The sequence below is a fragment of the Pseudoalteromonas sp. SG44-8 genome, assembly GCF_014164125.1.
GTDB classification, from domain to species: domain Bacteria; phylum Pseudomonadota; class Gammaproteobacteria; order Enterobacterales; family Alteromonadaceae; genus Pseudoalteromonas; species Pseudoalteromonas rhizosphaerae.
Genome location: NZ_JACJEQ010000001.1, coordinates 140,150 through 163,038, shown reverse-complemented (window position 1 = coordinate 163,038; position 22,889 = coordinate 140,150). Strand labels below are relative to the sequence as shown.

18 protein-coding genes are annotated in these 22,889 nt (G+C 40.6%); 11 read left to right on the top strand and 7 right to left on the bottom strand.

The window, feature by feature from the left end; translation table 11 throughout:
• Positions 1–199 precede the first annotated feature (199 nt).
• Together H5163_RS00695 and H5163_RS00690 are read left to right on the top strand one after the other, a co-directional pair.
• The gene (locus H5163_RS00695; RefSeq protein WP_182733965.1) at positions 200–2,377 is read left to right on the top strand and encodes a response regulator; all 2,178 of its coding nucleotides are present in this window, start codon (positions 200–202) and stop codon (positions 2,375–2,377) included.
• Positions 2,378–2,578: 201 nt separating this feature from the next.
• Complete coding sequence (locus H5163_RS00690; RefSeq protein ID WP_182733963.1) at positions 2,579–3,772, top strand: IS4 family transposase; 1,194 nt, start codon at positions 2,579–2,581, stop codon at positions 3,770–3,772.
• A gap of 420 nt (positions 3,773–4,192) precedes the next feature.
• Here the strand turns inward: H5163_RS00690 and ltrA are convergent, their stop codons facing one another.
• On the bottom strand, positions 4,193–5,266 hold the full coding sequence (gene ltrA / locus H5163_RS00685; protein ID WP_259399771.1) for a group II intron reverse transcriptase/maturase: 1,074 nt from the start codon (positions 5,264–5,266) through the stop codon (positions 4,193–4,195).
• Between the two features lie 511 nt (positions 5,267–5,777).
• On the opposite strand from ltrA, the gene H5163_RS00680 reads away from it, so the two are divergent.
• Positions 5,778–6,629, top strand: coding sequence for a GNAT family N-acetyltransferase (locus tag H5163_RS00680; protein ID WP_182733962.1), 852 nt, complete (start codon positions 5,778–5,780; stop codon positions 6,627–6,629).
• A 39-nt stretch (positions 6,630–6,668) separates the two neighbouring features.
• Here the strand turns inward: H5163_RS00680 and H5163_RS21210 are convergent, their stop codons facing one another.
• Positions 6,669–6,860: a hypothetical protein gene (locus tag H5163_RS21210; RefSeq protein WP_257326910.1), complete on the bottom strand. Its 192-nt coding sequence runs from the start codon at positions 6,858–6,860 to the stop codon at positions 6,669–6,671.
• 482 nt (positions 6,861–7,342) lie between these two features.
• Between H5163_RS21210 and H5163_RS00670 the strand changes: the two genes are divergently transcribed.
• Positions 7,343–8,563: a Xaa-Pro peptidase family protein gene (locus H5163_RS00670; protein ID WP_182733961.1), complete on the top strand. Its 1,221-nt coding sequence runs from the start codon at positions 7,343–7,345 to the stop codon at positions 8,561–8,563.
• A gap of 143 nt (positions 8,564–8,706) precedes the next feature.
• Positions 8,707–9,360 carry a DsbA family oxidoreductase gene (locus H5163_RS00665; RefSeq protein WP_182733959.1) on the top strand — a complete coding sequence of 218 codons (654 nt, stop codon included), beginning with the start codon at positions 8,707–8,709 and terminating at the stop codon, positions 9,358–9,360.
• Between the two features lie 86 nt (positions 9,361–9,446).
• Here H5163_RS00665 and H5163_RS00660 read toward each other — a convergent pair whose 3' ends face one another.
• On the bottom strand, positions 9,447–10,175 hold the full coding sequence (locus H5163_RS00660) for an SIMPL domain-containing protein (protein ID WP_182733958.1): 729 nt from the start codon (positions 10,173–10,175) through the stop codon (positions 9,447–9,449).
• Between the two features lie 47 nt (positions 10,176–10,222).
• Positions 10,223–10,684: an ATP-binding protein gene (locus H5163_RS00655; protein WP_220494528.1), complete on the bottom strand. Its 462-nt coding sequence runs from the start codon at positions 10,682–10,684 to the stop codon at positions 10,223–10,225.
• 415 nt (positions 10,685–11,099) lie between these two features.
• Between H5163_RS00655 and H5163_RS00650 the strand changes: the two genes are divergently transcribed.
• On the top strand, positions 11,100–12,512 hold the full coding sequence (locus H5163_RS00650) for a YfcC family protein (protein WP_182733956.1): 1,413 nt from the start codon (positions 11,100–11,102) through the stop codon (positions 12,510–12,512).
• Positions 12,513–12,621: 109 nt separating this feature from the next.
• Here H5163_RS00650 and ppiC read toward each other — a convergent pair whose 3' ends face one another.
• Positions 12,622–12,900 carry a peptidylprolyl isomerase PpiC gene (ppiC, locus tag H5163_RS00645; RefSeq protein WP_182730794.1) on the bottom strand — a complete coding sequence of 93 codons (279 nt, stop codon included), beginning with the start codon at positions 12,898–12,900 and terminating at the stop codon, positions 12,622–12,624.
• Between the two features lie 53 nt (positions 12,901–12,953).
• The gene (locus H5163_RS00640; RefSeq protein ID WP_182730795.1) at positions 12,954–13,379 is read right to left on the bottom strand and encodes a thiol-disulfide oxidoreductase DCC family protein; all 426 of its coding nucleotides are present in this window, start codon (positions 13,377–13,379) and stop codon (positions 12,954–12,956) included.
• A 793-nt stretch (positions 13,380–14,172) separates the two neighbouring features.
• On the opposite strand from H5163_RS00640, the gene H5163_RS00635 reads away from it, so the two are divergent.
• From H5163_RS00635 to H5163_RS00620, 4 genes are read left to right on the top strand one after another with little or no spacing between them, the layout of a single operon-like run.
• Positions 14,173–14,985 carry a hypothetical protein gene (locus tag H5163_RS00635; RefSeq protein WP_145234491.1) on the top strand — a complete coding sequence of 271 codons (813 nt, stop codon included), beginning with the start codon at positions 14,173–14,175 and terminating at the stop codon, positions 14,983–14,985.
• Positions 14,986–16,026: an extracellular solute-binding protein gene (locus H5163_RS00630; RefSeq protein WP_145234493.1), complete on the top strand. Its 1,041-nt coding sequence runs from the start codon at positions 14,986–14,988 to the stop codon at positions 16,024–16,026.
• Positions 16,026–17,525: an iron ABC transporter permease gene (locus H5163_RS00625; protein ID WP_145234494.1), complete on the top strand. Its 1,500-nt coding sequence runs from the start codon at positions 16,026–16,028 to the stop codon at positions 17,523–17,525. Before H5163_RS00630 ends, H5163_RS00625 begins: the two co-directional genes overlap by 1 nt.
• Before the next feature lie 14 nt (positions 17,526–17,539).
• Positions 17,540–18,556: an ABC transporter ATP-binding protein gene (locus H5163_RS00620; RefSeq protein WP_149981802.1), complete on the top strand. Its 1,017-nt coding sequence runs from the start codon at positions 17,540–17,542 to the stop codon at positions 18,554–18,556.
• 88 nt (positions 18,557–18,644) lie between these two features.
• Here the strand turns inward: H5163_RS00620 and H5163_RS00615 are convergent, their stop codons facing one another.
• Entirely contained in the window at positions 18,645–21,419 is a 2,775-nt protein-coding gene (locus H5163_RS00615) for a collagenase (RefSeq protein ID WP_182733954.1), read from the bottom strand.
• Between the two features lie 423 nt (positions 21,420–21,842).
• Here H5163_RS00615 and H5163_RS00610 point away from each other — a divergent pair, with 423 nt between their 5' ends.
• On the top strand, positions 21,843–22,874 hold the full coding sequence (locus H5163_RS00610) for a LacI family DNA-binding transcriptional regulator (protein ID WP_182733952.1): 1,032 nt from the start codon (positions 21,843–21,845) through the stop codon (positions 22,872–22,874).
• Positions 22,875–22,889 lie beyond the last annotated feature (15 nt).

Genomic DNA, 22,889 nt, shown 5'->3' with positions numbered 1-22,889 from the left:
ATCGCAATGACTTTTTCTCATACACCAGAAACGACTATAGCTCACAGCTTGCAATGTGTTTTTAAAGAAATAAAACAGCTCCTATAGAGTTACACCTCAGATTTAATAGATATTACCTTTTCATGCGATTTTAATCTGAAAGTTGCTATTACCCTGAAATTAATCCTATAGTTAATGGACATAAATATTGAGCAATGCAATGAAAACAGCGCAAATCCCAGCAGACGAAGAGTCTAGACTAAAAGCCTTGTATGAGTATGAAATATTAGATACCAAAGCCGAACAAGTATTTGATGATTTAACTCAACTTGCTTCTGAAATTTGTGAAACGCCTATTTCACTCATTAGCTTAGTAGATCCGCAAAGACAGTGGTTTAAGTCAAAGTACGGTATTGATGTTGATGAAACCGAGAGAGAGATTGCATTTTGCTCCCATGCAATACTGCAAGACCACGTTTTTGAAATACCGAACGCATTACTCGATGAGCGCTTTCATGATAACCCGCTAGTTGTTAATAATCCAAACATACGATTTTATGCAGGCGCCCCGTTAGTAACTCCAAAAGGAAATACTATAGGCACACTCTGTGTTATTAGCGATAAGCCCAAAAAGCTAAATCAAAACCAAATTAACGCTCTGACAATACTAGGTCGAGAAGTTATCACTCAACTTGAACTTAGATTAAACAACAGAAAATTAACATCAGCTCTAGAGCAACAAAAGATACATAATGAAGAACTTGAAGTACTAAAAAAAGAAGCTGATAGTGCCAACACCTTAAAGGGCCAATTTCTAGCAAATATGACCCATGAACTTAGAACACCACTACATGGTATTTTAAATTTAGCTGAATTTGGCCTAGCTGAAGAAACGAGTTTAGAAAAAGATAACGCTTTGAAAAGTATTTTAAACTCAGCCAATATACTCTCAAGTATTGTGAATGACATTCTAGATTTTTCAAAAATTGAAGCTGGCAAACTAGATATCGAAAATATCAATTTTAATCTTAAAGAGGTTGTTAACGATCTCTTCAAGCCTCTCATTAAACAAGCATCAGATAAAGGCATTAAACTTACTTTATATATTGATGAGAAGGTGGCAGCAACTTTAAAAGGTGATCCTGTAAGGATTTCACAAATTTTAAATAACTTGTGTTCAAACGCGATTAAATTTACAAAACAAGGGCAAGTAAATATCAAAGTCAGTGTTCAAAGTAATCTATTGATTAAACAGGATATTTTATTTGAGATTATTGATACAGGTATTGGTATCAGCGAAGCAGCACAACAAAACATATTTCAAGATTTTCATCAAGCAGATGCATCTATATCAAGATGTTATGGGGGCACAGGGCTTGGCTTATCAATCTGTGCCAAGTTAAGTCAACTAATGAAAGGTAAAATAGGCTTCACAAGTAAAGAAGGTGAAGGCTCTATATTTACGTATCAACAGAGCTTTGAAACACATTTATTACATGATTCATTAAAACAAAAGAAAGAAATAACTAATTTACAAGGGTGCACCATTCTAATCGCCGAAGATAATAAAATAAATCAACTCATCGTAAGTAAAATGCTACAAGCGCATAACGCCAATGTAGTAATCACAGAAAACGGTAAAGAGTGTGTTGATTACTTCAATACAAACCCAGTGGATTTGATTTTTATGGATATCCAAATGCCAATAATGGATGGAGTACAAGCCACAAAAGCAATTCGGGCACAACAAGGTGATAAAACAACCCCAATTATAGCCTTGACAGCTAACACCTTGAAACAAAACATTGAACATTATTTAGACATTGGTATGGATGGTTATTTAGCTAAACCATTTGATAAAGATAAATTAAATAGCTTACTTAATGTTTACAACCCTAATAACCTCAATCTAAAAAACCTAGCAGTTAAAATTAGTGATCCTAATATTTCAAGCAAATATAAACTAAATCAGACATGCCAAGAGTTAAAAAAGCTAATTCCAAATGCAAATAGAGTTAGCCTTTGGTTACTAAACCACGAATATACTGCGATAAATTGTTTAATATGCCTTGATGAAAATGAGGTAGTAACAAATGACATGGTTTTAAAAGCTCAGGATTTTCCTGCATACTTTAATTATATTTTAGGTAACCAAGTACTTGATGCATCGGATGCAAGGAACAACGAAGTAACAAAGGACTTAAATAAATCCTATTTTGAACCATTCAATGTGTATTCCTTACTTGATTATATCTATTTTATAGATGACAAACCGTTAGGCGTAATTTGTTGTGAAAGTGTCAACTCAAAAGTGTCATGGGGCCATGCAGACAAAGAAGCACTGATCAAGATAGCGGATGTAACAACTCTTTTTTTATCCAAGCAACCCAAGTCTTAATAAAAATGATGAGAATATAAAAAACCGAATATACAAAAGCAGGGCAAGAGCATAAAAAAAGTCTATGAGTTCAAGACCTTTTCAAGGTAGGCTGTACTTGTAATGGCGGCACATAGGTTGGACCTTAAGAAACTTGAAGTTAAACTCTGTTAATGATCAAATAGTTACGCCAATCAAAAAATGACTAAAAACAGAGTTCACATGCAGATTAACCAAGTTTCAAATCAATTAAAAGCACTCATCTCAGAAAAGCACCTAATCGCGCTTGCAAAAACCTCTGGATTTCAAGTCCGCCATCGATGTTTGTCGATTGTTTCTTTACTCAAAGCTGTATTCAAAAGCTTATCTTGCTTGCAAGACGCTAACTTGTCAGATATCCATCAAAACCTTAAAACGCAGACTGATTGCACAATCAGTTATAAACCTTTTCATAACCAAATCCGAAAACCAGCCTTGACTGAATTACTCCGTGAACTCGTTATTCAAGCGATGTCTAAATTGACTGTAAACACGCTGGATAAAACCTTTTTTATCCAGCGTGGAATACAACGCGTGTTATTACAAGATGGCTCTTCATTTGCTCTACATGATGAATTAGCTCAGGTTTTTGCTGGTCGCTTTACTGCTGTAAGTCCTGCCGCAATTGAGTTGCATGTTACTTATGACCTATTTAATGAACAACCCTGCGAAATAGATATTCGTCCTGATGTTGAAACTGAGCGAGCCTTTTTACCGGGTAGTCACACACTTGAAGATACGTTATTACTTGCTGATGCAGGGTATTTTGACTTAGATTACTTTGAGCAAGTATCTCAAGATGGCGGCTACTTTTTGGTCAGAGCGAATAAAAATATCAACCCAACCGTCACATCAGCTTATTGCGCGGGTGTAGAGCTTAAAGAAAAGCATATTAAACTCAATACCTTGCTCGAGAAATTCGCGAGTCAACCACTTGAGTTAACAGTACGCTGGAAGAAAAATGGACCTGAGTACAGACTTATCTATTTACCGGATGAAAAGCGCCCTGTTTTTCTTGTTACTAATTTAAAAGAAGCTCAGTTTAACTTTGACGAGTTACTCGATATATACGCAACTCGTTGGCAAATTGAGCTATTTTTCAAAGAGCTAAAGTCATGGAATAACCTTAAAGGGTTTATCACACGAGATCCACACATTGCCGAATCACTGGTTTGGCTGAGCATACTGCAAACACTTATCAAGCGTTTTATCTGCCATAGTGCAGCAACTATGTTTAAGTGTGCGATCTCGACATTTAGAGCGAGTAAGTGCAGTTATCTTTGGTTGGATGATATTCTGGATTGCATAGAGCAAACACGGTGCAGCCACAAGATACACCGTGTACTAAAGCTACTAGCGGTAAATTGGTCGCGGTAGGAATGGTCATTACTGACCACCCCCCGCACAGATCCGGACGTGCGCTGCTAACGCATCCGGCTCCTACCTCGGGTATTTGGCGTAAAAGCGTTGTTCCGGATAAGGATGTACAATCCTAGGTTTTGGTAGCCAATATCTCACATAGTATTTAAATCGCTCCCAAGTCATACGGTGCCGCTGACTACGTCGTCTTAAGCTTTTCAACCATAACTTCTTCACTTCCTCAACAAATTGACCGATTTTATGGGCATTGTAAGGCACACCATAATAGTTAATATGCCCTTGGATCACTCGCCGTAGCCAGCGACCCGTTTCCCAGGGCTTATCGTGGAGTCGTTTTCGAAGTGCCTGTTTTATCCGTTTTAGTTGGGTGATCTGTCTGTTGCGTTTTGTCTTGCGTTTTACGATAACGTCACCGGATCACTTCTTGCCGATATAGTGCGTAAAACCCAGAAAATCAAAAGTTCCCGGTTTACCTCGTGATGGATTTTCGCGATATTGCGTCGGTGCAAAACGGCCAAATCGTATCAGCTTAGTTTTGTTTGGGTGGACTTTCAAACCAAAACACAAAAGTCGCTGAGTTAGCGCCCGCTGGCAATCAATAGCATCTTGGTGCTTTTGAAAACCCAACACTGCATCGTCAGCATATCTGATGATCGTGACATTGCCTCGCGCATATTTCCGTTGCTTATTAAGCCAGAGATCGAAACTATAGTGCAGGTAAATATTTGCCAAAAGTGGCGAAATAACTGCTCCTTGTGGTGTTCCGATTGTTGACTGCTGACGATGCCCATGACTATCGACAGTACCAACTTTAATCCATTGCCTGATAAGGCGGATAATACGCTTATCCCCTATTCGGTGTTCGATGAACTTGATGAGCCAGTCATGCTCTACGGTATCGAAGAACTTGCTGATGTCCAAATCTAACACCCAGTTTACCTTTCTTTTCATAATCGCCATATGCAGAGCATCTAGCGCATCATGCTGCCCTCGTTCGGGTCTAAAACCATATGAGAAACCAAGAAAGTCTGTTTCATATATTTGGTTTAGCACCTGCACCATTGCTTGCTGAACGATTTTATCTTCCAAACATATAATGCTCAGCCCTCGCTCACTTCCATCTTCTTTTGGAATAAACACTTGCCTTGCCGGCTTAGGTTTATAACTTTCTTGATGTAGTTTTCGGTGTAACGTTTGAATATTACTATCTAGAGATGACGCGTAATCAAACCACGTTACTCCGTCATATCCAGCAGCCGAGCGACGCTTAAGTTTGAGAAAACTCTCCCGAAGCAGGTTTTCGTCTATATGATGGTAAAGATTAGTAAACTGTTGCTTCTTATCTTTTCTTGCTGCATTTCGCACAACCAGCAAACGTGACGTCGTATTATCCCAGCTCTGAGTCTGGATACGGGCGTGTTGTTGGTTGTTCCCCTTGGTCGAGACCCTTTTCTCCATAAATTCCGCGACATTGTTACCTGCTTTGTTCATTTACTTCCTCGATACTATGGTCTCGTCCGACTTCCTAAAACTCAAATCAACCTAAACCCAACGGCTTTGATTGAAACGACCCACTGGCTCAGAGCGGGCGATAGTTTTGGATCTCCCAGGTTCCGTATGATGAATTTCCTCGCATGCGTAGGTTCTACGACCCCGAAAGGCATAAAGAATGGCTCACCATATTACGCCATAATTTATTATTGGTTTCTGCTTCGCTTAACAGCATCACCGCCTTTAATACTTATTACGTGGCTCAATAGCTAGCCTGCGAGTACCTCCGCTAACACTTCACACCAGAGGTTACCCGCTGCTGCGCATAGCTAAAGGACTGGGCGAGTGGTTAGCCCTTACCCAGAGAGGACTTTCACCCCATATTCAATCACCAGCTTTCCTGGCGTTCTAAGCGTCAATCCATTGAAAAAGAAAGTGACATTTGCCGTTTTAAAATAGGAAGTCACGCGATCAATGTTCCTTAAGAACTAAGGTATGAATAGGGATTAACATGCAAGATCAAGCCTTCACTATCAAAGTAATGACAGAAAAAGAAGTGGGCATTGCCATTGACTGGGCAGCGAAAGAAGGCTGGAATCCAGGCCTGCACGACGCTCATAATTATTATAAAGCTGACCCCAATGGTTTTTTAATCGGCTACCTTGGTGATGAAGCGATCGCTACAATTTCGGTTGTAAAATACGATAGCAGTTTTGCATTTTTAGGCTTTTATATTGTTAAACCTGAATATCGTGGCAAAGGTTACGGCATGCAGATTTGGCAAGCCGGTCTTGCCTACCTTAAACACTGCAATATTGGTCTTGATGGGGTGATTGAACAGCAGGATAACTATAAAAAATCAGGATTTAAACTGGCTTACCGTAATATTAGATTCGAAGGTTCTGGTGGTGGTTATGCTCCTGAGAATTTAGAAACTATAGAACTGGCAACCTTGCCCTTTGCAGATATAAAAGAGTATGACAAAACATTATTTCCCGCGGATAGATCTGGCTTTACTCAAAACTGGATAAATCAACCTAACAGTAAAGCATTAGGTATTTTAGAAAATGGTCGGTTAGCTGGGTATGGCGTGATCAGAGCTTGTCGCGAAGGCTTTAAAATAGCTCCACTATACGCAAATACAGCTAAATTAGCAGAGTCTCTTTTTATAGCATTAAAAACATCAACACGTTATGACGAAACGATATACCTTGATATACCCAAAGTTAATCAAGCCGCACTAGCTTTAGCAGAACACCATAACATGAAGCCATCATTTGAAACTGCAAGAATGTACACCAAAGAAAAGCCACATTTACCTCTGGACAAAGTATTCGGTGTAACATCTTTTGAAATAGGCTAAATACTATTTAGCTATGAGTTTATCGCGCAGTGCATTGGTTTAGCCGCCAGCTAATAAAATATACATACGAACATAACATTCTAAATTTTTACTATATATTAAACAACTAACGGGTTTTTGGGCCCTTGCGCGGCTGTAGAGTTTGCCATAAAAGCGGCTATTTAAACCGTCAGTCGCGAGGTGGGTGTCATCTAAACCTGCCTCATCTAAACCGGTCTTATCTGAACCCATGGCAAATTCTAGCCCTGTTAAATAAGTTCAGCATAAATTAAACCTTAGTCGGTTAGACTTTTAATTGAGTGGCTTAGCAGTTAGGCTTTTAGTGATGCGCGCAGGTCGAACATTTCATCAATCTGCGAAACAGACAGTTACGTGGCAGTTACGCCTTTATGAGCTTCAAAAATAACCAATCCTTGAGCTTCACGCACTCGAATGCGAGTACAAAATTGCCTATTATCAAACGGCTTAGTTTTAGGTCATATTCATCGTTATTTGCCGCGAAACCAAACATAAAATCTGTATTTTTATTTTAATACAATAATTTAGAGTAAACAAAAAACTCCGTGAGAGTAGAGCTAATAGCCCAAAGAGTTAAAACCATCCACCACAGATTAATTTACAATCCAATTGTATGAGCCGCTTTTCAACGCAACTCGCTTGCAGTACAGCAGTGGCGCAAGCACAATAGCCAAATACAAATAAAGGAGAGCACCATGACAATATTTGGTATTGGTACCCAAACTAAAGAGCAGGCATTAGCCAGCCTAAGTGATATGACAGGCGATTTGACGGCTATTCAAGCTGATGAACACTTAGCACGTATCGCTAATGCACAAACCTATATGCAAGCGAATGGCATTGATGCGATTTATCTAAACGCAGGCACTAACCTTGCCTATTTTACAGGCATGCGTTGGTATGCAAGCGAGCGACTGGTAGGTGCTATCTTACCTGCCAAGGGCGACTTACAATACATTGCCCCGTATTTTGAAATTGGCTCACTTAATGGTTTTAAAGTAATTGATGGACCAATTCGTGGCTGGCAAGAGCACGAAAATCCCTATGCATTATTTGTAAATATAATCACCGAAATGGGCATTGCAGCCAATGGTACTGTGGGAATTGACGAAAGCGCACAATTCTTTATTTTTGACGGTATAAATAAAGCGCAAACTGGCTTAAACCTAGTCAATGCACAACCTGTGACCGCTCATTGTCGAATGCATAAATCAGCCAACGAGCTGGCACTGATGCAACGCGCTATGGATATGACGTTAGCGGTTCACCAAGCAACTGCAAGTATGTTACACGAAGGAATCAGCACCACCGAAGTTGAAGCGTTTATCAAGCAAGCACACCAAAAAGTAGGTGCTCCAGGTAACTATTTTTGCATCGTATTATTTGGCGTTGCAACCTCGTTCCCACATGGCGTGAAAGACCCGCAAATTCTTAAAAAAGGCGATATGGTACTGATTGATACTGGCTGTAAAGTACATGATTATTTATCAGATATTACCCGCACCTATGTGTTTGGTGAGGCCACAGAGCGCCAACGCCAGTTTTGGGATTACGAAAAAGCCGCGCAAATCGCCGCCTTCAACGCCGCTAAAATCGGTGCTCCTTGTGAGGCCGTTGATGCTGCAGCACGCAGTTATTTAGCTGCACAAGATTTAGGTCCTGAATATCAAACCCCAGGTTGTCCGCATCGCACCGGTCACGGTATTGGTTTAGACATTCACGAATGGCCTTATTTAGTCGGTGGTAACAAAACCCCACTCGCAGCAGGCATGTGTTTTAGTAACGAACCTATGCTAGTTGTACCCGATGAATTTGGCGTTCGCTTAGAGGATCATTTTTACATGACCGACAACGGCCCTAAGTGGTTTACCGAGCCGGCTCACAGCATTGACGACCCATTTGGTTTAGCAGGTTAATTTAACTTAAATTAGCTTATCCCTAAAGCTGCACGGTAAGCCCCCTGCCATGTAGCTTTATAAAAACTAACAATAGCCCCCCTTGAATTTACTCACCCTCGCCTGCATATCCCTGTTACATTTTGTAAAAAATAGGCTCACTGATGAAAAAGCTTAAAATCGACATAGTTTCAGACGTTATGTGCCCATGGTGCATTATTGGTTATAAAAACCTTGAAACAGCCCTTGCGCAATTAAGTGACGAATTTACAGCTGAGATCAGCTGGAAGCCATTCGAACTAAATCCAGACATGCCTGTTGTTGGCCAAGATTTAAATGAGCATTTAGCACTAAAATACGGCCTCACTGAAGAACAAGGTGACGAAAACCGTAAACGTATTTTAGAGATGGGCGAGCAAGCAGGCTTTGATTTTAACTTTGACGGCAAACGAATCATGATCAATAGTTTTGATTTACATCGTTTACTGACATGGGCTGCCACTGAAGGCAAGCAAACTGAATTAAAACTGGCATTTTTTAAAGCGCACTTTACTGATTTAGTTTATTTAAATGAGCAAGATACGCTGCTTGATGTAGTGCAAAGCGTTGGCCTTGATAGAGCCCGCGCAAAAGAAATTTTAGACTCTGGTGAGTATTTCCAAGAGGTTCGTAGCGAGCAAAGTGCGCTACAACAGATGGGCATTACCTCAGTGCCAACTTTTATCATTAACGAGCAATACGCCCTCACTGGCGGCCAACCAAGTGACGCATTTGTGCAAGCCTTTAAACAAATCGCCGAGCAAGAAGCACAGCAGTAAAATAAAAAGCCATGTAACAACTATTGGGGGTCACTTCAACTAAGTTACGTGGCTTTTTACCTTATGTGCCAATCTTAGGGTGCTGTTTAATCAGTGAGTTCTAAATCAAATACTGCACTGACTGATGCCGAAAAAACAATATTTTCCTGCAAGTACTTACCAGGGCTTGTAAATTGCTGAGTCCGATTACCGCTCACTACAATTCGATCAATAGCTTGATTTTCGCCATACCGATTAAAACTATTATTGGCAGCCGAGTTGATACTATAAATACTCCCAAGCTTAGTACCAAATGCCTTGGCTAATGAGCTGGCTTTCTCTTTTGCATCATTCACAGCCATCGCATTGACTTGTGCTTTTAAAGCCTTCGCTGCTGATGATTTTAGCTCTATACTTTTAATTGCATCAATTTTTACGCTCAGTGCAAAATCCAGGAGTGCATTCAAACGCTTAATATCCGTTAATGTTACTTTAATACTGCGGTTAGCTGTATAGCCTTCCAATTGCTGTTTATCGCTCTCGGTATACGAATAGCTCGGCTGCGTGTTAATGCTTGAAGCAGAAACATTTTTCTCATCAATATTAAACTTAGAGAGGCCAGCTAAAAAACTAGTGATCCGATTATCAACATCCTTTTTCGCATCTAAACTAGAGACTTGTAAACTTTCCACCTCGAGGTTAATCACAGCAATATCAGGCTTTGCTTTTAACTGCGCCTCCCCGGTGACTACAATATGTCGGTTATCTGGCAAAGCCGTATTTGCATTGACAAATGAGGCAAAAGCTAAGAACGCAAAAAGACTAACGTAATTCATAATATCCCTTTCAAAAAAACCAGTAAATACGTAAGAGCATGGCAACCTTACAGCGTTTCTTTATCAATTACTTTAATATTGTAAAACTCACTATCGCTTGGCTCTTCGAAATATTGAGTAACGTGATTAAACACAGCTTCAGTGTCAAATACAGCTCTATTTGGTTGTTCAATGCATCGCCGGGCAATTTGCTGAAGGCATGACTCATTCGATACTTTTAAGTAAGTAAACTCAATATTAGCTTGTATTTCAGTAGCTGAAATTTTTAACCATGCTCGCTGTTTTTTTGTATTAGCAGGGAAGTCCATAACCACAGTCGCGCCAGCTTGCAGAATATTTTGAACATGAATTTTGAGTAAAGACCTCAATAAACCAGAGTAGTTAATATAATCTTCAAACGACTTGATTTGGTCAGGGTAAAGTGTAGCCAACCAGTCATCTTCACTGATAAGCACGGCATTACGTTCAAGAGCTATTTTTTTAGCTTCGGTTGATTTACCTGCCCCCATTTTGCCACAGAATTACAGTAAAGATCCCGCTACCACCATGAACCGTTCTCCTTGTTGTATTTTGATTTCTAAGCAAATAACTTAACACAAGCTGTAAAGATATAGCACTGTATTAAGTATCACATGAGTCTTAAAAGTTAAGCTAATTTTAAGATGGGTGTCTGCGAAAATAAGCTAATTTTAAGTTGGGTGTCTGCGTAAATATTGTGTTATTACACAACCCAATTTAAAGACACCCACTTTAAACTAATGACTGTTTTTTCTTGAACCAGCTAACTATAAGCATGGCTCTTCCCTGTTACATTCCTTTACAGACTTGCGTGCCTATTTTTATTGTGATTTTACAAGTCGTGGTATTCTTCACAAAAAGTAGCGTCTATATTTTCGCTGCACTAATTATAAAAATGGAGAACGTATGAGTAATTCTTTTAAAGTGCCGCATACTTTAATTTTACTGCTGGGTATGATGGTCACTGCGTTAGTTGCTACGTGGCTAGTACCGCAGGGATTTTTTGATACTACATTATCTGATTCTGGCCGAGAAATGGTGATCGCCGGCACCTATCAAACTGTTGCAGAACGTCATTATTTGACCCCATGGGATTTATTAACCGCTATTCCGCGTGCTTTTGCCGCTGCGCAAGATGTGATCTTTTTTGTATTGATTGTTGGCGGCGTACTTGCCATTGCCCGTGCTACCGGCACGGTTGATGCGTTGATTGGTCGTTTACTTGAACGCCATGGTAGACAACCACAACGACTTATTTTTATGGTGGTATTTTGCTTTGCCTTAGCATCGAGCAGCATTGGTACTGCGGGAGAATACATTCCGTTTGTGCTGATTTTAGTCGCTTTATGTAAAGCCATGCGCCTTGATGCAATGACTGCGGTCGGTATGATTGTGGCAGGTTACGGGATTGGTTATGGGGTATCGGCGTTTAACCCGTTTACGGTGTTAATTGCTCAGCAAATTGCTGAAATTCCAGTGTATTCTGGCTTATGGTTACGTTTGGCGATATTCGTGCCGTTTGTATTAATTGGCTTTCACCATGTGTGGCAATACACTAAAAAAGTCGCAAACGATCCAAGTAAATCCATGATGCTTGATGTACCTTGCCCTTTAGGCGATAAAGCAACACCGCAGTATCCTGTACTTGCGCTGCGCCATAAACTAATTTTAGGCAGTTTTATCATCACTCTTGCTGTCGCTGTGTGGGGTATTGCCACTAAAGGTTGGTACTTATACGAGCTAGGCGGTGTATTTATTGCCTGGGGTGCGATTGTTGCTGTACTGGGGCGCTTATCAGCAGATGAAACTGCCAACCGTTTTATTGAAGGGGTCTCAGACCTCGTGACTACCGCTATTTTAATTGGTGTGGCCCGTGGTATCGCCTTGATACTGGAAGATGGGCAAATTTTGCATAGTTTAGTGCATGGTATGTCGCTACCACTTTCGTATGTGAACGCCGAGATCTCAGCCATTGGAATGTTAGTCATTCAAACAATACTCAATACCTTTATTCCATCAGGCTCTGGCCAAGCGTATGTGACTATGCCGCTGATGGCCCCGCTGGGCGATTTAGTCGGCGTGCCACGCCAAGTGGCTGTACTTGCATATCAATTTGGCGATGGCTTTTCAAATATGATCATCCCAACTAATGCAGTCTTAATGGGAATTTTAGGGATGGCAGGCGTCCCTTATGGCCATTGGTTCCGCTTTTGTTTACCATTGTTACTTAAGTTAATGTTAGCCGCATCAATTGTATTAGTGCTTGCAGTAATGTTTGGTTACGGCTTAGATGTACAACCAAGTGCCGTTGGCAGCTAAAGTTACTGGATGCTTAAACGTAAAAACCACCTTTGTAGGTGGTTTTTACGTTTAAATCAAAGTCACTCGTTTTTCTAGCTAACTTTACTCTCGCTAACTTTATTTACTCTTACGTTCTATACAGCACTTTGATAACATGCCAGCCAAATTTGGTTTTAACTAAATGTGGCTCTAAGATCTCAGCACTAAAAGCGACTTTATCAAACTGTGGAACCATTTGGCCGCGTTTAAACTCGCCTAAATCACCGCCTTTTTTCCCTGATGGGCAGGTTGAATGCTTTTTAGCGAGCACTTGAAACTTAGCGCCTTTTTTTAATTGCTTGATGATATCTTCAGCAAGTTCTTTATGCTTAACCAAAATATGTAATGCGTGTGCAGTGCTGGCCATTATTTGTCTCTACTCAATTTAACTGCGGCGATTTTAACACAACATTTAATGCCTTATAAGTAATGCTGATCATAGTCACTGTTTGGTATACGACAGTAATCGTACTTGCCAAATAAGCGATATCGATTAAACGCAATGCGATCGTACGCCCAGTTACGTAGGCATTTGGGAATTATTCGCAATATTTTAGCTATCTGCCAAGGCCAACCAAGCTGCGTAACAATATTAATAAATGCATCACTTTGCGTAATACATTGATTATTTTCAACATAAATCATAGTTTTATAATTATCTGTTGCATAGTTAAAGTAACTTAGTATCGCTTGGCCTTTTAAAGACTGCACACTGCATAGTTTAAAATGCAACTGCTTGTCGTGTTTAATAATAAAATTGCACCACGCGCTGCATAGCTTACACTGCCCGTCGAATAAAATGATTTTATTGTGTTGTATTAATTGTTGCGCATTCAATGTTGGCATAAACCGCTCTTATCTTGAATAAGTAAAATGATCTAAACAGGCGCAAGTAGATGCCATAAAGATTACGTTATGGCATGAAATTATTTACTTGACGCTGCAAGAGACCAACGCCAAATCCGACGAATACTCCACCACTGACCTTATTAAGTATCGTCCCCCTTTTTTGCGAGGATAGCTTTGATTTTGCATAAGTAGCACAGAATGCATAGATAGTATTTATTACTATTACTAAACAGCTAAAAGTCACAGCAAGCAGAATATTTAACTCTTCTTTAGATTATAGCTGTGAAACACAAACCATATCCGAGTTGCTATTTTACTACAATTACCTAGTAAATTTTGCCTTTGTATTGTCAACGCATTTAAAAAGTGTGGCAAGTTTAATTAAAGAAAGTATGCGTATTTTATCACTTCATAAATGTACTTGTCTTTTCATCATAATCCTTTTTATCAGCCAAAGACGACTTGCTAGCCTAGGCATGTAATTATTGTTTCCTAGTGCAAAAAATAAATTTGAATTAGTAGCAAGTAACCTGTCGATAGACTCTGTGCTACTGTAAATTCAATTGAAGCAAAGAAAAATGTATTTTTTTGTTACTTTCGCTCATAAACCAACCGCTCTTGCGGTTAAGGTTTATATCGACAAATCATTACAACCGCCCTAATACAAACAAATGCTTTATAAACAGAGATAAAATGGGCATTCAAAGGCTAATTTAGGTATATTGCTTTTAGTCATTTTTATGGATATGATAATGGCTATCATTTACAATTACCTTTCGGATCCTCTATTATGAAAGCAGTATTTAAATCAGCTACCACCTTAGGTGTGAGCCTTCTTTTAGTATCAGCATTTGTTGCGCAACCTGCATTTGCTAATGGCCCTATTGGCGAACATGTAAATCACTTACAAGCAAATATCAAAGATTACTCAGAAGAAGTTGAATGGATGATCGGCAAAGTCGATACCATGGTAAGCGACTATGAAAGCAAAGGCGTAAAAGCAGTAAAAAGCGATGACCTAATCGAGTATTGGGAATCAGTGAAGTTTCACAGCGCGATTGAAACAAATTTTGTGCCGGTATATGCGTCAATCTGGCAAGGTATTTATGGCGTAAAAATGGCCATTGATAATAACAAGCCGGCGACTGAAGCTCGTAAAGAACAACAAGCGATGAATGCTGCCTTGTGGCAAGGTCTTGGCGCAGTTAAACTAGCGGCGCAATTTCAACAAAAAGGTTTGCTTGCAAACGTTAAAGCAACTGCAACCACAAGCATGACTCAAAGTGCTACAATTGATGAAATTAAACATAAACTTGATCGTGTCATTGCCAAATATGCAGAGCGCTTAAGTGATGAAGCAACCAGCATTGTGCACGATACTTATCTTCACCTATTTGAAGGTGTTGAAGGCACACTTATCGAACAAGATGCCAAACTTGTTGAAATATTAGAAAAAGATTTTAACGTGACACTGCCAAAAGCAATTTCAGATAACAAAAGTGTTGATGAAGTACGCGATGTGGTAAGTAGCATGCACACTAAATTAGACCGCGCCAAGGTATTACTCGAAAAAGCCGAAAAAGCACGTAAGGATGTATTTTAAGTGAAGCGTAGGACCTTTATACAAGGCCTAGCTGCGTTTGGGGCAATCGGTGCATTACCATTGCCTCTTTCTCGCGCACTAGCTGCCAACATAGCAAACCCAGTTTCTGTTGATGACTTACCTAAACTTGAAGGTGAGCTGACCTTATACCTAGGTCGTGGTGAAGGTGGTTTGTATGAAAATGTGCTACAAGCAATTCAAGACAGAAACCCCAACTTTAAACTAGGCATTCGTCGTGGTCCTACAGCAGCTTTAGCCAATACAATTGTTGCTGAAGCAAAAGCAGGGGTGCGTAGAGCCGATTTGTTTTGGGCTGTTGATTCTGGCGCTATTGGCTTGGTTTCAGATGCAGGCCTTGCACAACCTATTCCGAGTGATCTATCAGCGCAGTTGCAACCACAGTTTCGCTATAAAGATTGGGCCCCTGTCACCGGTCGTGTGCGCACCATACCCTATAACACTTCGCGTTTGACCAAAGAGCAAATTCCAACCAGTATTATGGACATTGCTGATAGTGACTTAAGCATTGGCTGGGCACCTGCGTATGCATCGTTTCAATCATTTGTAACGGCAATGCGTATTCTCGAAGGTGACGATAAAACAGCGAAATGGCTGAAAAAGATTAAGAAGCGTGCTAAAACCTATGCCGGTGAGTTGGGTGTAGTAATGGCCGTTGAACGTGGTGAAGTGGATATTGGTTTTGCTAATCACTATTACACCTTACGTTTAAAATCAGGCAAACCAGATGCCAAACTTGATTTAGCATTTACCCAACAAGATGCTGGCTGTTTAGTCAATGCATCAGGTATTTTGGCATTGAACGACGACCCTCTTGCCACTCACTTTATGCGCTATTTATTAAGCATCGAAGTGCAAGGTTACTTGGCTCGTGAAGCCTATGAAATTCCGCTGGTAAATGGTGTCCCTCTACCTGAAGGGTTACCATCTTTAGCCAATATTTCACCACCCAAAGTGGACTTAACACAGTTAGCTGATCTTCGGCCAACCATAGCTTTGATGCGAAATAGCGGCGTACTGTAATGCGACTACCAGCTTCTTACCCAATGGCGCTGCTTGCAGCGCTTATTGTTTTATCTCCTATCTTTATTTTAATAACGCTGGCCACTGATGCCAGCTCTTTGTTTGATAATCATAATTTAAGTATTCTCGGCAATACTTTGTCCTTGATGGTATTAACGGTCATTGGTTCTATTTTAATCGGGGTACCGTTAGCATTTATCAGCGCTTATGTGCGTTTACCGTTTAAAAAAGTATGGCTGGTGTTTTTTGCCGCGCCTCTAGCCATTCCCAGTTACATTGGTGCATTTACGCTTTATGCGGCTTTTGGCTCCGGCGGAGAGATACATAATCTACTTGGTATTGAACTGCCATCGATGGATGGACTCAGCGGCGCAGCTATTGTCATGACTCTTTACACATTTCCATTTGTAATGATGACTACCCGCTCATCTTTACTTAGTCTTGATGCAAGCATGGTTAATGCGGCCCGCACCTTAGGTATGTCGATGACCGAAAGTGTATTTAAAGTCATTTTACCCCGTGTAGTAAATGGCATCGCCGCAGGTTCGTTATTGGTCGCCCTGTATACTTTGTCTGACTTTGGCACACCTGCAATGATGCGCCTTGATACCTTTACCCGGGTTATTTATGTCGAGTACAATGCTTTTGAGTTAAGTCGTGCGGCAATGTTATCGTTACAGTTGTTGGTGATTGTGGGCTTTTTACTGTTGATTGAGTCACAAATTAAAACGGCTAGCGAACGCCATGGCCGGCCATTAATTTTGTTTCCTAGTAAGTGGCAACTAGCGGCTATGTTTGCCACTTTTGCGCCTATTTTATTATTAGCCATTGGCTTACCTCTGGCGATATTTTCGCTGTGGTTAGCGCGTGATGGCTTTAGCTCATTTGATTTTAGCATCGCGTGGAATTCAGCGTATGCCTCAGCCATTGCTGCAGTGGTTGCGGTGATTGTAGCTATCCCTGTTGCCCATGCTGCACTTAGCGGCAAAGCGGGTCGTATCATGGAGCGTGTTACTTACTTTGGTTTTGGTATTCCAGGTATTGTAATGGGCACCGCGCTAGTTTACGGTGGTTTGCAATTGCCGTTTTTATATCAAACATTAGGGCTGTTGATCATTGCCTATATGCTGCGTTTTTTACCCTTAGCGGTAGGCTCTGTGCGCACTAGCACTGAGCACCTTGATCCAAGTTTAGTTAAATCTGCGCGGGTCTTAGGCGCCAGTCCGCGCGAAGCATTTACCCGCATAACTTTACCACTCACAATGCGTGGGATCATAGCCGGTGCCGCTTTAGTATTTTTAGAATCCATGCGTGAATTAGAAGCAACCTTATTACTTGGCCCAACTGGTTTTGAAACACTATCGACTTATTTATGGCGTGTTTATGAGGCGGGCTATTTTGGTCGTGCTGCTATCCCTGGGTTATTGTTAGTACTGATTTCTGCGTGCGGTTTAGCTATTATGATGTCTGGCGAAAAACGTAACCAACTCGAACATTGAGGATTTAAATACAAATGCTATCTGTAAGCCAGTTGTCTATAGATTATGGCAGTAACCGTGTAGTAAGCGACCTAAATTTGTTGCTTGGTGAAAGTGAAATTCTCATGCTAGTAGGCCCTACGGGCTGTGGTAAAAGCACAATTTTACAAGCGCTCGCCGGACTAATTCCTATTAGCGAAGGTGAAATTAACTTAGGTAAATGGCAGGCTACCCCCAAATTGACTGTGCCGCCTGAAAAACGCAGCGTAGGTATGGTATTTCAAGACTTTGCGTTATTCCCTCATTTAACCGTTGAGCAAAACATTGGCTTTCGTTTAAAAGATACCGCCGTTGCTGATCATTGGATAGCCCTTCTGGGTCTTGATGACTTTCGTCATAAAAAGCCAGCCACCCTTTCAGGCGGTCAAAAACAACGAGTTGCACTAGCACGTACCCTTGCCCACCAACCTGACTTTGTGTTACTTGATGAGCCGCTTTCAAACCTTGATGCGGCACTAAAAGATATGCTGCGCTGGGATATCCGAAATGCCCTGAAAAAAGCTGGCGTGCCTGCAATTTGGGTAACTCATGATCAAGAAGAAGCTTTATCAATAGGCGATCGTGTGGGTGTGCTCAAGGCCGGAAAAATCCAGCAACTTGATACTCCTGAGCGTTGTTTTAGTGTGCCCAACAATCGCTTTGTTGCACGTTTTTTAGGTGAAGCAAGTTTCATTAGCGGTTTTTTTGAGAATAATCAAGCAACTACAGCCATCGGCAATGTGCCCGCTCTAGCCGTAGATTGCCAACAAGGTGAGGTGGATGTCCTACTTCGCCCCGACGATGTAATGCTAGTACAAGGTGAGATCGGCAACAACGGTGTGGTCGTATGGGTACGCTTTGAAGGAGGGAGTCGTTTATGTGCAGTAGAGCTTGCCTGTAAAACAGTGGTTACTAGCCGCGTAAGCCACGAAGTCGTGGTATACCCTGGCGATAGCGTGCACGTATCGTTAAGTACTTCGCATCCACTCGCGGTGTATAAACGAGCAATCTAAACTCACTTTAACGCTTAAGTTACAACACTAAAAAAGCCCATCTAGATGGGCTTTGCTGTAGGTGCTTTACTTTTTTAATATGATAATTTTAACGACACCCTTGGCTATTAAAATCAACCACTAGACTTGCACCAGTACTATTGCCCGACACCTTTAAATAACCCCAATATTGGCTTTGATCGCTAATATAAATACATTCGCTATTGCCGCTATTACTGGACTGAGCCTGTTCATTACTGCCATTTGGCCAGCTGCTGTTTGAATAACTTAGGCTGATGTCGCCACTGCCATTAGCGGTGGTTATCGCCACACCACTTTGACTTTGAACGTCAGCAATACTAAACCACATAGGATCGCTGTTACCCAAACAAATCACTTCACCGTCATTTAAACGGCCATTGCTACGACTACCTTGGGTAGCACATGCATCAGGTACACTACTGCTTGCTCCTGTGTATGAAGCAGTTAATTGCACATTATCAAACATGTTATAGCCACGAACCATTACTTGATAAACACCTGCTTGTGCAGGATTTATTACACATTGTTCACTATTACCACCGACATAAGGACGACAATCATAACTATCCATTGTTGGTGTAGCAGCATAACTCACATATAAATCAGCATCGCCCGTGCCACCACTTAAGCTAAACACTAAGTCGCTGGCACCTTGCGGTACATCAAAGCTGAAATACAACAGCTCATCTTGCTCGCCAGCAATAGTCATTGGTTGAGCGTTTATCAACTCGCCGTTACCAACGCTGCTATCCTCTTCAATACTAGCCAATGTTGATGCGGTTTGGCTGGCACCTTGGTTATCAACAACCGTTAACGATACGCTATATTGTCCTGATGTTGTATAAGTATGCACCGGGTTTGCTTGATTAGAACTACTGCCATCACCAAAGCTCCACTGATAACTAACAATTGAGCCGTCACTGTCAATACTGCCATTGCTCGTAAAATTGATCTCATTGTTTTGCATACCGGCATAAGGTCCATTGATGTATGCGATTGGTGGCGTATTAGTGGTTGTACCTGCAACTAAGTCATCACACCATTGTACAAACTCGTTTTCATAATTATTTGCCCACTGCACAGTTTTCGCTTTATAAGCACTCCAATTACCAATGCGTGTATCTGCAAGCATGGCATTAATTTCACTGTAATGGCGTTCGAACATAAAGCGCACAGCTAAGTAACCCCAGCGATAAATACGGTCTTGATCAAAACCGTCATAGTTAGTGGCAAATACTTGCGCTAAGGTATAACGCGAACCATCACTGATGGTATTTTTAGCGGCGTCATTGTTATCAAGATTAGCAACATATTCTGCAACGCCTTCTGACCACCACACGATATCTTCAGTTGGTGAATTAAAGTTTCCATATAAGTCAAAACGACCATCTAAGTAATGCACATATTCGTGCTCTAGATTCCACACGTAATGCTCAGCATTGGCGTAGCTCGCCTCATAGGCAATAAAATTTGCTTGATTACCCACAACTGCGGGGTCACCTTCTAAATACATGCCGCCATTATTGGTGTTAATGCCAAAAATCGCACCTGCGTATTTACTATAATCATCGCTGCTATCAAATATATTTACTTGTAAAAAACTGTTGTTATCATCGGCAACTGGGGTGTTATTGGTGGCAAGTTTAGTGTGAAATAAACCTTCTTCTGCGCCCATTGCAGCACATGCAGCTGTATGTTGTGCTGCAGTCATATTTTGTGAGCGAATTTTAATAGTGCTACTACAGCTATAATTTTGCGAAAGCGCTTGCTGAGTAAGTTCATCAACAAAGCCACAAATACCATAGTCATTACAATCAGCGTAATAACTGACAGAATCTGCCGCCGCAAGCCATACTGCATCACCATAGCCAAAGCTGTTATAAGTACTAAAAACCGCTTTTAAGCCAGTATCAACAGTAGCTTGAATAGCAGTGTCGGAATACTGCTTAAGGCGCGCAAGCTCACTGGCTGCATTAACAATTAAATATTGTGCGTCAGAGTCAATCATCCACTGCTTTTGGGTAAATGCATTCAGCTTAGTAACTAAATCAGTATCGCTAGCTACAGCTGTAACAAATGCATCATTCCACTGGCCGCGATAAAGCAAAGTAAAAATACCATTCACCGCACTGCGTATATTCCATTTTGCAGCATAGCTTTCGTTAAAACGCGTTAGCCACTGTTTCACCACATACAAGTAACGATGTTGCTGTTCAGCGCTGTCCATCGTAATGATCACTTCAGAAAGCGTTTTACCATGGCCGTCATTATCGTCATAAAAATGGCTGTTGTTTACAAAAGCATCTATCGCATCAATTACGGCAGGCGTAACCCAAGAGCTAAAGCTCACGTTGTCGTTGTAAAATTCCGCATAAAAACCAGCTCGTAAATATAGGAACAATGCCTCGAGTTCAATGTCACCACCGCCAGCATAAGTCTGTGAGAGTGACTTTGCATGATTAGCAACCGCATACATATTATCAGAACTAAATACTAGGCTCTGAGTTGATGCTGATGCACTAAATAGTTCATTAACACAGCCACTACCTTGATTTTTAAGCTCAGTAATAATGCTCGTTGAACTAGCATTAGCCAGTGCATTTAAATCGCAGCTGACTGTTGCAGCTTGGCTACGCATCATTAACATACTAAATTTTTGGGGTTGTGATTGCAGCTGTGCTATTGGTGCTTTTTCATTATGGCCGTGTTCAACGCCATGATGATGCACACGTTCAACAATCGCAGCTTGTGGCTTGAATACGCGCTGATGGGTCGTATTAGCAAGCGCCATAGAGCTTGCTCCTAATAACGGTAACGCCAAAATCAATCTATTCATTTTCATAATTTACCTTTGATAAATTTTATTATTTCAATCCAGAACGGGTTATCGAGGACGCAATTTGCAACATATAATCGCCATTACATACAATATACTTTGCCTAAAACTAAAAAATTTTTAATTCATTAGTTGTAGCAAAATAGAAAACAACAGTACTTTATCATCAAAAAGGGTACATATGTAAAGATATAAATGATAAGGCGACTTTGTGAAAAATCACCCAAACAGTAACGTGTGAGTTAGTAAGCTAGCAGATATAAAAAAGCCAGTACTTTATTATTAATAACAACCACTTTCTAGTTCATTCTTGTTCCTAATACCTAATTACGTAACTTGCTATACACGCTACAATATAATTAACACTTTGATTTAGCGTGAAATATGGTAATTTATTAGTGAATCGCGTTCACTATCATGAGAAGTCGTATGACCCAAAAAAAACATTGGACATTAAAAAGCATCGCCAAAGAATTAGGCGTTTCTAACGCCACCGTTTCAAATGCATTTAATCGTCCAGATCAACTATCAAAAAGTCGTCGCGAGTCTATTTTATTGGCGTGTAAAGAGCTTGGCTATTTTGGACCCAATAAAGCAGCGCAATCATTACGCCGTGGTAAATTTAATATTGTTGCGCTGGTATTACCTGACAGTATTGAGTATATGGTGTCGGATCCTGTGGCCAGTAGTTTTATGCGTGGTGTGGCTTCTATCCTTGAAAAAAACAATATTAACTTATTATTATTTTCGGGAAATAGTCAAAACCTTAACAGCGTATTAGATTTTGTTGATGGCTTTATTTGTTATGGTCGTCCGCGCAATCAATCACTTGTAGATCAATTAAAAATTGTACCCAAACATGTGGTTACCGTTGATTTTGATATTGATCGTAATGCCTCTGTAAACATAGATAACGAACAAGCTAGTTATGAAGTGGCTAAACACGTATTAAAAAGCAGTGCTGATCAGGTCGCTATATTGGGACTGCGGTTATTAGATGAAAATGTATTGTGTCGTGTATATGAGCACCATGAATGCGAAGCCGGTCAATCAATTGCACATCAAAGATTACGAGGTTATCAAAAAGCATTAAGCGAAGTTAACATTACCTTAGGTGACGATAGAACTTGGAATATTCCAGAAAGTAGCGAACGTTATGCGAGCATCGCAGCAAAAGAGGCGCTCAACTGCATACCTAGACCCAATGTATTACTTTGTATGAGTGATCTTATTGCCCTCGCGGCAATTCGCGAAGCAGTTAAAATAGGTATAAAAATACCCCAAGAATTGCGAATTGTTGGATTTGATGGCATTGATGAAGCGCAGCGCTCTATGCCAACATTAACAACTATTCATCAAAATAGTGAAGAAAAAGGAGCGTTAGCAGCTAATTTATTTATTAGCAAAGAAGAGCAAAAAGCACTTATCAACTACCAATTACAGTTAGGTCATAGTGGCTGATAAGTGACTGATTGT